12 protein-coding genes are annotated in these 12,777 nt (G+C 54.3%); 4 read left to right on the forward strand and 8 right to left on the reverse strand.

The window, feature by feature from the left end; genetic code table 11:
- Window positions 1–414: 414 nt before the first annotated feature.
- From MUH00_RS09785 to MUH00_RS09800, 4 genes are all read right to left on the reverse strand, one after another.
- Window positions 415–627 (reverse strand): hypothetical protein, encoded by a 213-nt coding sequence (locus MUH00_RS09785; RefSeq protein WP_246997947.1) that lies wholly within the window; start codon window positions 625–627, stop codon window positions 415–417.
- 60 nt (window positions 628–687) lie between these two features.
- Window positions 688–999: a hypothetical protein gene (locus MUH00_RS09790; protein ID WP_246997948.1), complete on the reverse strand. Its 312-nt coding sequence runs from the start codon at window positions 997–999 to the stop codon at window positions 688–690.
- Window positions 1,000–1,084: 85 nt separating this feature from the next.
- Window positions 1,085–1,324 (reverse strand): hypothetical protein, encoded by a 240-nt coding sequence (locus tag MUH00_RS09795; protein WP_246997950.1) that lies wholly within the window; start codon window positions 1,322–1,324, stop codon window positions 1,085–1,087.
- Between the two features lie 15 nt (window positions 1,325–1,339).
- Window positions 1,340–1,528: a hypothetical protein gene (locus tag MUH00_RS09800; RefSeq protein ID WP_246997952.1), complete on the reverse strand. Its 189-nt coding sequence runs from the start codon at window positions 1,526–1,528 to the stop codon at window positions 1,340–1,342.
- A 121-nt stretch (window positions 1,529–1,649) separates the two neighbouring features.
- Between MUH00_RS09800 and MUH00_RS09805 the strand changes: the two genes are divergently transcribed.
- Window positions 1,650–2,747 carry a hypothetical protein gene (locus tag MUH00_RS09805; RefSeq protein WP_246997954.1) on the forward strand — a complete coding sequence of 366 codons (1,098 nt, stop codon included), beginning with the start codon at window positions 1,650–1,652 and terminating at the stop codon, window positions 2,745–2,747.
- A gap of 47 nt (window positions 2,748–2,794) precedes the next feature.
- On the opposite strand, the gene MUH00_RS23200 is transcribed toward MUH00_RS09805, so the two are convergent.
- The 3 genes from MUH00_RS23200 to MUH00_RS09815 form a co-directional block, all read right to left on the reverse strand.
- Window positions 2,795–3,166 carry a DUF429 domain-containing protein gene (locus MUH00_RS23200; RefSeq protein WP_425603004.1) on the reverse strand — a complete coding sequence of 124 codons (372 nt, stop codon included), beginning with the start codon at window positions 3,164–3,166 and terminating at the stop codon, window positions 2,795–2,797.
- Window positions 3,167–3,294: 128 nt separating this feature from the next.
- Window positions 3,295–3,861 (reverse strand): hypothetical protein, encoded by a 567-nt coding sequence (locus MUH00_RS09810; protein WP_246997956.1) that lies wholly within the window; start codon window positions 3,859–3,861, stop codon window positions 3,295–3,297.
- Window positions 3,862–3,868: 7 nt separating this feature from the next.
- Entirely contained in the window at window positions 3,869–4,309 is a 441-nt protein-coding gene (locus MUH00_RS09815; RefSeq protein ID WP_246997958.1) for a hypothetical protein, read from the reverse strand.
- A 157-nt stretch (window positions 4,310–4,466) separates the two neighbouring features.
- Between MUH00_RS09815 and MUH00_RS09820 the strand changes: the two genes are divergently transcribed.
- Window positions 4,467–5,258, forward strand: coding sequence for a toll/interleukin-1 receptor domain-containing protein (locus tag MUH00_RS09820; RefSeq protein WP_247003943.1), 792 nt, complete (start codon window positions 4,467–4,469; stop codon window positions 5,256–5,258).
- 92 nt (window positions 5,259–5,350) lie between these two features.
- Here the strand turns inward: MUH00_RS09820 and MUH00_RS09825 are convergent, their stop codons facing one another.
- Window positions 5,351–6,523 carry a hypothetical protein gene (locus tag MUH00_RS09825; RefSeq protein WP_246997960.1) on the reverse strand — a complete coding sequence of 391 codons (1,173 nt, stop codon included), beginning with the start codon at window positions 6,521–6,523 and terminating at the stop codon, window positions 5,351–5,353.
- A 1,475-nt stretch (window positions 6,524–7,998) separates the two neighbouring features.
- Between MUH00_RS09825 and MUH00_RS09830 the strand changes: the two genes are divergently transcribed.
- Entirely contained in the window at window positions 7,999–10,974 is a 2,976-nt protein-coding gene (locus MUH00_RS09830) for a hypothetical protein (RefSeq protein WP_246997961.1), read from the forward strand.
- 2 nt (window positions 10,975–10,976) lie between these two features.
- On the forward strand, window positions 10,977–12,683 hold the full coding sequence (locus MUH00_RS09835) for a DEAD/DEAH box helicase (protein WP_246997963.1): 1,707 nt from the start codon (window positions 10,977–10,979) through the stop codon (window positions 12,681–12,683).
- Window positions 12,684–12,777 lie beyond the last annotated feature (94 nt).

Consider the following 12,777-nt stretch of genomic DNA (forward strand, 5'->3'; position numbering starts at 1 on the left):
ATCCAATTTGAATCCCCTCCGTGTAAAGAAAGGCCAGCGATGAAGTGTCGTCGCATCCGTTCAGACGACGCGCTTGTTCAGTTCGTGAACCGGTTGCATGTCCAGTACGGACTGCTAGCTGTAGCAGTGACGATGCTGGGCGCATTATTCATGTTCCCGTTCACTCTCTTCTTGGCGTATGAAATTCCGGTCCCTGTAATTGGGATAGATAATTTCCTAATCGGCGGTGTACTCCTGATCATTGTCGGGTATGCGCTTCTCTTTCTTGCGCTAGTGGTAGGGGCTTGAGACCATGTTTCCTGAGAACATTCGATACTGTATGTGGCGGTGACGTCAACGGCTACCTCAACTGGGTTCGGCTGGCTTAAACCCGAAATCCCGGCTTTCAGGACTAGCGGGCACTGTTTTTGGGACTTACTTTGCCAGCCCTTTTTCCTGGAGAGTACGCAGACATTGTACCGCCTTGTCGACGTCACATGTGAACCGGTTCTTCTCTTCGTCGCCGACCTTCAGTATTACTTCGCAGCTTTGGTCTCCATCCTCATGAGATTCGTTGAGCAGATCCATCTCGAATTTCTCTACCGCATTAATCGTAAGCTGGAAAGTTGGCTCCGAGTCTTCACTCATATCGTCACCCACTGTGGTGGTTCGGTTAAATGCAGGCGTAATAAGATCGACCGGTCGCGCTTAGCTATCTTGGAACGGTGACTCATCGCATTCCGGATTGATGCAGCAATACTCCAACCCGAGCTTCCCGCAGCTTTCGCACGTAGCCCAATTCTCCTCGGCAAACTGGAACGCTTCTGCAATTCGTTCCCTCTCTTCCTGCTCCTCCAGTTGTTGCTGCTGCCATTCGAGGTTGGCAGCATCTTCAAGAAGCTGTTCTTCACGCCGCATTAATTCATCTTCCGCCTCTAACCGCGTCAATTCATCCTGTCTCAGGTCACCTCGCACGTTCATGAGTTCAGCATCACAAGCCCCAGTAAATCGATTTCCCATGCTATATTATAGCACACAAGAGGCAATAAATCTAGGCTAAAGTGGTATCCAAGAGTGAACCAAGATCTGGATACATTCGGAGGGTTCAATCGTTGAGGTGTTTGCCAACGAACCTGAAGAACTCCTCAGTGTCAGCGTAGTCACTGTATCTGCCGATGTTCTGGCGGTAATAACCAAAGTTGGGAGCCGTCACAAATGTCAGTTCTTCCTTCACTTCGAATGCTCCAGCATCATTCCCGGTTTGAGTCGACAAGGAAAGCCCGAACTCATCGTTGAAATACTGGATAGGCTTTGAACCGCAGATCAGCACGACCTCTGGTTCCAAGTATTCGATCTCGCCTCAGAGATATTCCATACAGCGTTGACGTGCCTCAGCCTCGGCACCCTCGAAAGGATCGTTTCCCACGTTAGAGCACTTCTTCTGGTTTGTGAGATAGATCTCTTCGGATTGGACATTGCCGTATTCGATCAATTCGTCGATGAACCCGCTGATCGTCCAGTTGTGACTCAAAGCCTTGCTCCCGGTCATACCATCACTAATCAGAAGCGAACAATATCAATCTGAGCCATCAACAAACGCATCCAGTCCCCAGCTGTAATACCAATACAGAAATATCTATTCCACTGCAGTATGAAGCGGGCTCTATCTCATGAGCGGTATTTCATCTGAATTCGAGAACCAGCTCTCTAAGGTTCAAAGTCTATGCGAGGAACACAATGTCCCCGTAAGAAATCTTCGCAGATACGAATTTGTACCTGATGAGTTAGAGGAGGAGCATCAGATTCTGAAGGAGTTAGCTGAGAAGGACGAAGAAGTACACCATATCTTGGGGAACGAAATAGTGAGAGGGGTTTCACTTGACCCAGACCGGGTACAGAAATTTTACCGTTGGGATATAGCGGTCGAACGCAGAGACGATATAGTTCCCGAGACATATCCAGAGGTGCTCGAAGAAGAGGACCAGAACCTAATCGAAGTACCTTCTAATGCTAATTTCAATAAGGATGGCTTTGAATACCAAGACCACTACCTGATCTTCGCTGCACCGATCGTCTCGAATTTTCACTTTACAACTTATCTTTTGAACAACAATCACGAAGACGTACAGCTGAAAATGCTGTTCTCTTTGGACCAGCTTGGGTTACCAGAAACGACTCGGCAAATGCTTCTCTTCGAACATTGGGATGGTCCAGAGTCGCTTCAAAGAATAAGAGAATCCGATGGGATAACCCATGTTTCATCGCACGGCGGTCAGACCTATGGGGACGGTTTCTACGACAAGACCGAGTTCCTTTTCGAACAGAGAGATGATCAATGGATTCTGCATATCGAAGAAACACTGCCGATCAAAGGCACGATGCTGGATCTGAGTACCTCGTATCGGGGGCGGAATATCGACTACTACACTCGGTACCTCCACGCGATTACCAATGAAGACCTCACTGAGTGCTATCATCTGGATGGCGCGATCCGGGAATACCCGAGTAGAGATGCGTTTCTAGAGCGTCACAGACAGCAATTCACTGAAGATAATATCTTCAAGGATCTCTGTGACCGGTATAAGGTATTCAAGCTAGATTCTGAGTCCGGTGCTATCCCGGATTATCAGAGGGTTGCAGGTTTGTTTTTCAAGTATAACCCATATGTCATCGAGTTCTTTGATGGAGAGTCTGACTGGACACGAGAGGTAGAGGAATTTAGAAACAGGCATTTCGAAATCGGTTTTGACGTCCACGACGACATCTGAAAGATAGATTTAAGCAAGCGACTATCTACACAGATAAGACTGAGAATTCAATGCTGCCGGTGAACCTCGTCGACCTTTCGAGCACCAACACCGACTTGGCAGATCGACCTTAGGACACCAAGACTCCAATCGGTTTTCCGTTCTTGCGCCGCCGTCGCGGCTTCATAATTATCCGCATAGACGGCGTCCCTCACTGGAACAGGGAATACGCTAGAGTGCCGGTTCGGGCTGAGTTTCTCTCGGGCTACATCGTCGCAGGGTCGTTTCGCGTTCGAATCTTCCTTGAGCCCAATCGGGATGTCGATCAAAATCGTCTCCGCGGATTCGCCGTGATTATCCCAGAATTCTTCGATGTCCGCGTACAGGCGTGTCTCAGTATACCCCTCGTTATCATAGCAAACCGTGACCCACCCGACCACATAGCCGTCAACTCCGATGTATATCGTTGCTCCTCCTTGGCATATCTACATTGTACACCGGTAAATGGATAGGGAAGTGATCGGTGAACCTAATACACGACCAGACGCACAACCGGGATCGATGAATCTTATTCTTGCGTAAGATTCTGGGCAATATCGTTGAGCCTGCGCGTCTGATCCGACATCCGATTTTGCCAATCACCGGAGTCATCCAGTCCAGGACTGAAGTCAGAGTCTTTGCTCTCAGAATCAGCGGGTGGGAACAGGTAGTCGACCGAGTTTTTGTAGCGATTGACTCGTTTGTCTTCGAGATAAATGCCGACCGGGTAGTCCCCATTCCTATCCCGGTTCGTCGTCACCCGGTAGTACGTCAAGGTCAAGGGGTAGAAGTCGTCCAGCGATGGGTCGAAATCGAACGGAGAATGTAGATCAAGTACGACAGAATACGCATTCTGGAACTCGGAAACATCCGCGTTGACCTCATCGTTGACCTTGAACTTGAACGGTGAATGCTGGTGGACACTCGCCCGAGTCCTGACAGCAACAAATGGCCGCTCATAGAGAACACGGTTGTATCGGTCAAGTTCTGGGTCGTACCCTCGCTTCCGAGCCTCCTCTTGCAGCCACTCCATAAACGAAATCTTGGCTGGGACGTAGTTACTCGAACTGCTGGTAAAATCGCCGGGTCCAGGCATACCGGGACTACTCATCGCTGTTTTCCTCTTCCGAATCGTTGTCGGATGACCCGGCGGGGTAAGCGATGACCTGCAATACTTCTCCCGGCGTCAAGCCTAAAGCTGTCCGCTCGGCTTCAGGGATAGTGATCGTGTAGTCATCCTCAAGGATTTGCTTGAATACTGCCTGCCGGTCGGGATCAACCACCGATAACTGGGAGACTAGGGAGGCCTGCTGTTGCACACGGTTCCGCCTGGAGGAGTCAGCGTTATTGCCTCCTAAGACCCGTTCGAAGGCTTTTCCAGCGTACTTTCCAGGATACCACCCGTCTTCTCCAAGGCCCTGATCAGCCATCTGGACAACAGTTTTCAATGCTTCCTCGAAACTACTGGACCTTGTTCCGGTTTCCTCCCTGTGGATCTCCTCGACGACCTGAGTGAGATCGTCCGATATCTGTGGGCGGGACATATGTACGTGCACAAGTACACAAAGATATTAACCCTTTCGGTCGCGCTAACCCGGCCCCTCTAGAGCAGCCAAGGGACTGCGTTGTGTCACTCTAGACAGGGGATTAGGTAACCGTGGTTTCATTATCTCGGCAACTGATTAGTCACGTATTGTGAATATGTTCCCCGAATTCGCCGATCAATCTGATTATGACACTCAGCAGGATCTGGTGGGGCTGGCAGTCTACTGGATTTCAGCCTGCAACGGTTATGGCGCTGTACCGATATCAGAGGTACACGATATCCTGACCTTGTATGACTTCAATCTCAGTGACCAAACGGTAGCGACTCGAATGCAACAGCTCAAAGATGAGGGACTAGTCTATTATAGGGAGAGGTCAGGAACCTATTCTGGATTTCAACTTACTATACCAGGATTTGAGCGATACGATGAAATGTCCGGTGGCTGCCCGGGAATGAACGAAAGAGGTAGCGGCGAACCCGAGGAGACAGTGGAGGGCCAAGAGAGCCGGGATAATGTCGGCAATGAATCAGCGGAAAATTCCTACGATGTGTTTATCTCTCACGCTGGCGAGGACAAGGATCCAGTCGCCCGGCCCCTCGCTAATGAACTGCGTGACCGGGGATTCGATGTTTGGTTCGACGAGTTTGAACTCCAGATCGGGAATCGGTTACGGCGGTCGATCGATGACGGATTGGCTAACTCAAACCACGGAATAATCATCTTGTCAGAGGCGTATTTCGGTAAACAGTGGCCTGAGGAGGAACTGGAAGGGTTGATGTCGCGCGAAAACGATAACACAGATATCATCTTGCCGCTCTGGTACGGAGTTGGCGAGCAAGAAGTAACAGAGTACAGTCCAATGTTATCCGGACGGGTAGCCGGAGTAATCGACGAAGACAACGTTGACCGAATTGCTGAATCCCTTTCTGAGATTCTACGTGACTGAAACCTCTGATTCCGAGTTTCTTCTCCCATGAAAACAGGATTTCCCGGAGATTCGACATCCCGAAACCCACCGACCAGACCACCCCTCACATTTCACCGGTCTTCTCGCAACAACCACGGCTTCGCATCTGGGTCGTACTCACTGATCTTCCCACTGTGACTGCGTGTTTTCGCGTCGAGCACGCCGATATGCTTGAGCTGCTGCACGAAATTGAATAGCACGTTCGTTCGAATAATGTCCTTCCAGACAGCCTCCTCCTCGTAGATTCGGGGTGTTTGGCCTGCCTCGATTAACTCTCGGGCTCGCGTTCGGCCAGTTTGTGTGCAGAACGTGTTCAGGAAGACGTTCGGGTACTCGTGAACCAAACGACGAACTAAGCCAGGGAAATGAATCCGCGGGCCCTCCTTCCGCAGCGCGTCGAGCATCAACCGGAATTCGGGGTGTCGCTCGTAGCAGTTCCGAAGTAGAATGGCGAGCGGCTGGTGCTCCGCGGCGACCGTCGATCGCCCGACATCACTCTTGACGGCATCGAGTTCTTCGAGTGTCGAAATTCCGCAGCCGTGAAGCACTGTCGCTGCGAGTTCACCCTGGTCAGTTAGCGTGAATCGATCAGTACCCTCCAACAGTCCGAGTGACAGCGCACTCCGCGTTGCCTGGGTACCTGCGCCGAAGCCGTACTCGGCTTCGATCATATCCGCTAACTCATCGCCAGCCAACGGGCCGTGCTGATCGACTGCGACGACAGGCGCGAGATAATTCAGTGGTTGGGCAAGCGAGAGACTCGCAATATCACCGGCGATGTCACTGCGACGCAGTCGAACCGACAGTTGCCCCTCAATATCCACGACGTGCTCGTGTGACTCCGAGGTCGGCGGACTCGACCACCGCGTCACTCCGTCGTCCGTCGCGCCAATCACACCAACACCCTTCGATCGGAGTAAATCAGTGTGTTGCTCAACAGTGTCGGCAGCCGCCGCGAGGTACGAGACGTGCGCCCCCTGCTGGTACGTGAGCGCCTGCCCGATCCCGCGGAGTAACCCGCTCGACCCCTTCACCTCAACAGCGAACACGCGATCAGCATGCGTGAACCCCAGCACATCCGGGTACCGCCCACCAATCGTGATCTGGTGAGTTTCGCACCGATCCAAGACATCCGCGTACGTATCTTGATGCGAGCCAGGCACGTGGACAAGTGGCTGGTAATCACGGGTTTCGAGTTCATCGATTGAGAGGGCAAATACAGCTGCCTTTTTATAGAGAACCATCCACCACTGGACAAGATAACCGAGTAATACCTGTTTTCTTATAGTTATATTGGATGGGAGGGGTTGACAGCTCAAGCTACACATATAATATCTGCCATAATTGGCAGTAGCCTTGCTATATACTACCGAGGACGAATGGAGAGAAAAATTTTCCAGCGAGTTTCTAAGGTTACCCCCTAATCGAATCAACCGCAAAAATGCCTCGTGGACCCTCTACTAACCCTAAATTCACACTCAGATCAAATCTGATTTGAAATAGTAATTGATATTGGCGCCACTATTAGCCAGGCACCAGATATAATTTCGCATCTTTTTAGTCCGTACTAACTACCGACAATTTTCAAATAGTAATAGAAGTATCATCTCCAAAGTTCGGATGCGGTAGGCTCAGCAACTATTGGCAGAATCTAATATACAATTTTATTTTGTCATTATCGGATAATCACTCCGACAAAACCACTCGATTATATACGTACCACTGCAGACCAATTCCTCTGAAATCGGGCATCTCATAGCTTCTAAAGCAATAATCTCGGGGCGAACTTTTTTATGCCCTCGCCTCTACGGTTGAGGTACAACGGAGGTGACACTACTCGGAAAGTTATGACGCGCCCGCCCATACTGGCCCTGGCAGGAAGGATGGACGGGCTGACAAGCCAGCACGATGGCACCACCGTAGTGCCTTGCTGTGGTTTAGACAAGGCGTCCTACAGGTAAATAGCCTTCGCCATCCGCTGCTTCTTGGAATAAATGTGACTGCGATGGCATGACCAAAAATTTTGGTCCTGTGCTATAGGGGGCCTGCGTTCGCACCGCATCGCGTGTTGAATCGGTTCGCGCTCGAACCGTGTGCCGCGTGAATGAACACGCTCGCTCGTCCCAGCCCACAGGACTCTGGTACGCCCCTTCCCGTGGCGATAGCTCGCTACGAGCAGCTGACATCTGCTCGGCAGGCCCGGGATCGTGAGGGACACCTCTGCGCAATTGAAGAGGGGTACCTCTGCGAGTCCATTACCTCAGCGAGATTCACCGTCACGAACCGCCATCAGTTCTGGTAGGGAACTTCTGGTGACCTACTAGTGCTTGGTGGCGACCCGCAGCAGCCACAAAATCGTGGTCTGTCCCGTCCGCGGGGTGAACAAGCCTCGTATTGGTGCTAACCATTTGGACGGCCGCACAAAGTTGCTGGCCGGGCCCCAGCCGGTGGACCCCCTTCATCGTGGTAATCCGTCTGGGACGACGAGGATGGCAACTCGTCAGTGTACCGCTTTCTGATCACTCGGGGACTGTCAGCACTTCGAGTCGGCTGCAGGCCGTGAGCACCGCTGACAACACATCACGATCGTGATTGATAGAAAATTCACTAATACGACGATTAACAGGAGAGACGAACAGGCATTTGACCAGCACGTTTCAACCGCGCTCCGCTTGAGAACTAACGATTGCCCCCGCGAATGTGTGCGCGAAAACGACACATGACTCGGGGAAAATCCCCTTCACTGCCGTCGATTACTTCGCCGCGGAATCCCATCAGTGCGGGATTCATTGCGAAATACTTCGGGGTGGAGCAGTGTGCACCTTACGCGAACCTAGAGGAGAATCCCAAGGGACAGCGTATTGCCGGGAAGACGTACAGCAAGCCGCTGACTAACCCGCTGTACCTGGCAGTCGGACGAGAGTTCGAGCAAGAACAGCTCTCGATGATCGGCAGCACCGCAGACCGGGTATACGGGCCGACCACCGATCATGGGATTCCCACCGATGGCCCGTCTACCGATGGCTCCTGGGCTGACGACTACGCAGACGCCACCGTCGAATTCGCAGAACTGGTTCAGGAAGTGGCGGCCGACGATCCCACTGCCCGGCCGACCGTCGCCTGGCAAGCGAAACTGCTCGGAGAGATCGGCGACTGGCCCGTAATAGGAAAAGCCGATCTCATCGTACTTGTTCCCGGTGAGCCCAACGATCCCTACGATATCCAAATCTACATCCTGGAGGCCAAATCGTCGGTGACTAAGCGGACCGAACACCGTGTACAGGCGACGGTATACGCGCAACTCATCCAACAGGCGGTCGATAGCCTCTCGGTTGATGTGGACCTCACTGGTGCAATCCTCAACCCGGAGCAGTCGCTGACGACCACGGCCCTAGCAGACCTCGAAACCTTCGAGTTCGGCACTATGAGTGCAACGCTCGATGCGGCGTTAGCGTCGGATGGCCGGCTGACGGAGGCAATCGACGGTAACTATGACAAGATGCAGCGCCGCCTCGGCCCGCGCTGTGCCGCGTGCCAGCACGAGCAAGTGTGCCTTACCCACGAACTTGAGACCGATGGGCTTGGTCTGGGGCTGCTCCAGCTCGACGAGGGTCTTCAGGAGGCACTCATAGATATCGGAGTCGAAAACCTGTCCGACCTCGCTGCGCTGATCAATCTCTCGGACGTGTGGCGCTACGGCGAGGTTGATGAGTGGGAAGACATCTCGTTCGCTGACGGCACCCTACACGGACGGCCGATTGTGGACATTGTGGAGGAAATTCGGGAACGGACCAACATCAACAATCTTAGGCAGCTCTGTGTCGGTGCGGCGCGGTTCGTTGACGAAGTCGATCCAACCAATAATGACTACTGGCCAGCTGCCATTCAGGGCTCGGGCTACGGCCTCCCGGCCGATGATCCCACCCACGTCGGCGATGAGCAATACCCGGCGGATTCGCTGATCAAGGTCTTCCTCATCGTCGTTCCCGATCCGGTCCGAGACTGCGTCGCGGCGCTGGCAGCCTACGTCACAAGTAGTGAGGGTGAGGACTCGGTTGTCGCATATCCAAATCGGCTCCCTCGGGACGAGCAGCCAAAGGAGATTCACGAACAGTCGCTGCTTCACCGGTTCTTCAAGCAGTTGGGGAGAACCATTGAGCAGTTAGCGCCGGATATTAGCGGCGAGACAGATACGGATGGAAACGCCTACGACCCATATGATGGGTTCCCGCACCTGTACTTCTACGATGAGCGCCAGCGTCAGGCCCTTATGGATGCGGTTCGACGCCATGAGAGCCTTCGTGAGGCAACGGCGGTGCGCTCCCTGCTCGGGCTTCGTGGTGCAATTTCCGGGCGCGACACGACCGACGTTCCGGACCAGGAAATGGTCTCAGTTCTCTCGCGCGACCTTCGCCAGCGATTCGCTATGCGAGCGATTGGACTGGGGTTGGTGCAGACGGTCGCACAATTCTACGACGGCAATGGCTGGTTCGGCTGGGACATCTCCCCGTACGGACAGCACGGCTCCGAACCGTCGCTAACTGAGATCTTCGCGGCCGACTTTTTCGAGGTCGCGGTAGACTACTCGACAGTAGGCAGCTCAGTCTCGATCAATCATGGAGGCAGTCCCGATACGGTCAGCGGTAGGGCCGAGAATCAGTTCGGGGGATCGTACCCACTGGCGAACCGTCATCCGACGACGCTCCCAGCGGCGTACATCTGGGCCGAACACAACAAACTAACACCGCACTGGGCTACTTCACCAGAAGAAGAGCGAGCAATCCGTCGATACCAGTACCGGACGGAGGCCCAGCAGGAGCGGGTTCGACAGAAGGACATCGAGACACTCCTGCAACGTATGGCAGCGGCGCTTGCTCACATCGAACGGGGAATCGAGGTGCCAGCGGCGGACAGTCGGTACGACGATACCGGCAAGGATGCCAAAGTTCCGAAGGCACCTTTAGACGTTTCCCAGCTCACCGACATCGGCCGACAGGAAGGATCTCTGGCCACGACCGTCCAGGAGTACGCCCTGCTGGAGCACGACACCGGTATCGACGCAGCCGTGTACCAATATCGGCGACCGCTTGACGAGCGCGTCGAATCAGGACGGTCGCTGGTGTTCGAGGCAACCTCCGCATGGGAGGAAAGCGTCGATGGCTATCCGGACTTCATCACCAACTCTTTCCTCGCTGGCGAGGTGATCGATCCGACGACCATCGGTATCGGGGACGGGTCAGGTCGGACGATACCGCAGTCCGTCGAACAGGGTGACTGGATGGTCCTTAGCGAAGTGGACCTCAGTCAATCACCGCCGCGCATCCGACCGTTCTCAGACGGTGACCGGGCGCGTCTAATTCACTCAACAGTGGTGAAAATCGAGGAGTTCGACAAGGAAGCGGGCACGGTCGAACTCCAAGAAATCGGCGATTGGCTGAGCAAAGACGATCCCTGTGTCACCTGGCATCGGTCCCCCGAGGTGCTTGATGGGATAGCGAGCGGGCCGGCTCCGAATCCGACGCCTGACAACGTGACGACCTACTTCCAGGCCGGCCGGGTGTATGTCCTCGACACCTTTGCTGATTCCCTGGATAAGATGCGAGCCTTCACGGCTCTAGAGCGTGCTGCCGAGGCCCAGCCGGGTCAGTCGGGGAACAGCCTGTACGAGCACATCGCGGATCTCTACAACCGATAACCATGCAACGACACCACTATACCCCTCCGTACGACGGCACAAGCCTCGGAAACATCATCGATGACATTGACACCCACTGGAAAAATGGGTTCAATACGGAAACCGAGCCCTACCGTGGACAGGACGGCTTCGTGCGCGACACTAACCAGAAACTGACCGGTCTACAGGGCCCGCCAGGCACCGGGAAGACATACACAGTCGCCCCGGCAGCCGTCGCACGAGCGCTTAGCTACAGCGGCGATGACGCCTTCACCGGCGTCGTCTCGGCCCACGCTCACGACGCCGTCGATGAGGTGCTGGACGATGTAAACGACGTGCTTGAAACTCTCGATGATGTAGGCTCGCTGTCACAGTCGGTCCGACTGCTGCGGTTGCACCCTGGTAGTGACCCCAGCGGGAGCGAATACGTCGAGGGAGAGTTCATCAGTCACTACAGTTACAGTAACGATAGAGAGACTCTCGCTGACCTGTTCGAGGAGCATCTCGAAGGCAACGACGGGCCAATGCTCGTGTTCGGTCCACCCATGACGATCCGGGGCTTTGTGGATAAAATGGCCAAGGAAGGCGCTATTGACGGCGAGGGAGCGGACCAACTCATCGAGAACGGTAACGCGGCGCTGTTCCAGTACGCCCTCGTCGATGAAGCCTCAATGATGGACCTGCCGTTGCTGTTCCTCCTGGGATCCTTCGTTACCAAGATGGGGCAAGTGCAACTCGCCGGCGACCATCGTCAGCTGCCACCGATCCAGCAGCATGACTGGCCCAAGGAGGACCGCCGGACGGTCGAAAATCACACGCCAGCGTTGTCGGCGCTCGACATCGTTCGGTTCCTCAGGGACGAACTTGAGGACGTCAGCTACCTTGCACGTGATCCGCCGAACATCGCGCAGGTTGACGACGAGGTACCGCTTCACCGGCTGCTGAAGACTTACCGACTGCCAGAATCGATCGCAAACCTACTGTCGCGGCTCATCTACTACCCTGGCGACGGGATTATCCTAGAGGGGCGTCCCGAGAGCCAAGTCTCGCGTCTTCCCCGGGTAACCCAAAGTAATGTCATCAGCCAGGATACCACAACTGATTCAGACGGCCAGATCGGGGTTCCATACGCGTTAGACCCCTCAAGTCGGCTGTCAGTGATTGTCCACCACGACGACCAGGCCACCGATATCAACCCTGTCGAGCAGGCACTCGTGGGCGCAATGACGGACGAGGTGGCCGTCAAGGAGGAGTCAGAGGCCGATGACGATGACCTCACTGGCGGAGTTGTCGTGCCCTATCGTCGCCAGCGAGCCGCGCTCCAGAACCGCGTTGACGACGGCTATCTGGTGAATACTGTCGAGAAATTCCAGGGCGGTGAGCGAGACCTGATGTTCGTTTCGATGACAGCGAGCGATCCAGGGGCGATCTACCGTGGTGCAGACTTCCTGCTCGATCCCCGGCGGTTCAACGTCGCCCTCTCACGGATGAAACGGAAGGCTGTCCTCGTTGCCTCGGAAGCGATGTTCCAGACGGTCCCGACTGACCTTGAGGCGTTCGAAGATCAGTCTATCTGGCTTCGCCTCTACAACGAGATGGACATCCCCTCGCGGACACCCGACTGGGAAGGGTCTGTCGAGACGTTTGTCGGCGAAGACGTGCTCAACCGGCCCGAAGCCGTCGATGTCGAGATCTACAACAGCACCGGATTCAGTAAGCCGAACCCGTAGTCGTCACCAGCCATCGCGGTTCAGTGACTGAGGATTCGGCTGCGTCCGTCGTCGGATAGCAGTTTTATGTCCCGCCAATAAACCAACCAGACAA

This window comes from Halosolutus gelatinilyticus (assembly GCF_023028105.1).
Lineage (GTDB): Archaea > Halobacteriota > Halobacteria > Halobacteriales > Natrialbaceae > Halosolutus > Halosolutus gelatinilyticus.

Coding starts and splice junctions, on each gene's coding strand:
- MUH00_RS09785 (WP_246997947.1), bottom strand. CDS start 627: ATGAGTGAAGACTCGGAGCCAACTTTCCAGCTTACGATTAATGCGGTA.
- MUH00_RS09790 (WP_246997948.1), bottom strand. CDS start 999: ATGGGAAATCGATTTACTGGGGCTTGTGATGCTGAACTCATGAACGTG.
- MUH00_RS09800 (WP_246997952.1), bottom strand. CDS start 1,528: ATGACCGGGAGCAAGGCTTTGAGTCACAACTGGACGATCAGCGGGTTC.
- MUH00_RS09805 (WP_246997954.1), top strand. CDS start 1,650: ATGAGCGGTATTTCATCTGAATTCGAGAACCAGCTCTCTAAGGTTCAA.
- MUH00_RS09810 (WP_246997956.1), bottom strand. CDS start 3,861: ATGCCTGGACCCGGCGATTTTACCAGCAGTTCGAGTAACTACGTCCCA.
- MUH00_RS09815 (WP_246997958.1), bottom strand. CDS start 4,309: ATGTCCCGCCCACAGATATCGGACGATCTCACTCAGGTCGTCGAGGAG.
- MUH00_RS09820 (WP_247003943.1), top strand. CDS start 4,467: ATGTTCCCCGAATTCGCCGATCAATCTGATTATGACACTCAGCAGGAT.
- MUH00_RS09825 (WP_246997960.1), bottom strand. CDS start 6,523: ATGGTTCTCTATAAAAAGGCAGCTGTATTTGCCCTCTCAATCGATGAA.
- MUH00_RS09830 (WP_246997961.1), top strand. CDS start 7,999: ATGACTCGGGGAAAATCCCCTTCACTGCCGTCGATTACTTCGCCGCGG.
- MUH00_RS09835 (WP_246997963.1), top strand. CDS start 10,977: ATGCAACGACACCACTATACCCCTCCGTACGACGGCACAAGCCTCGGA.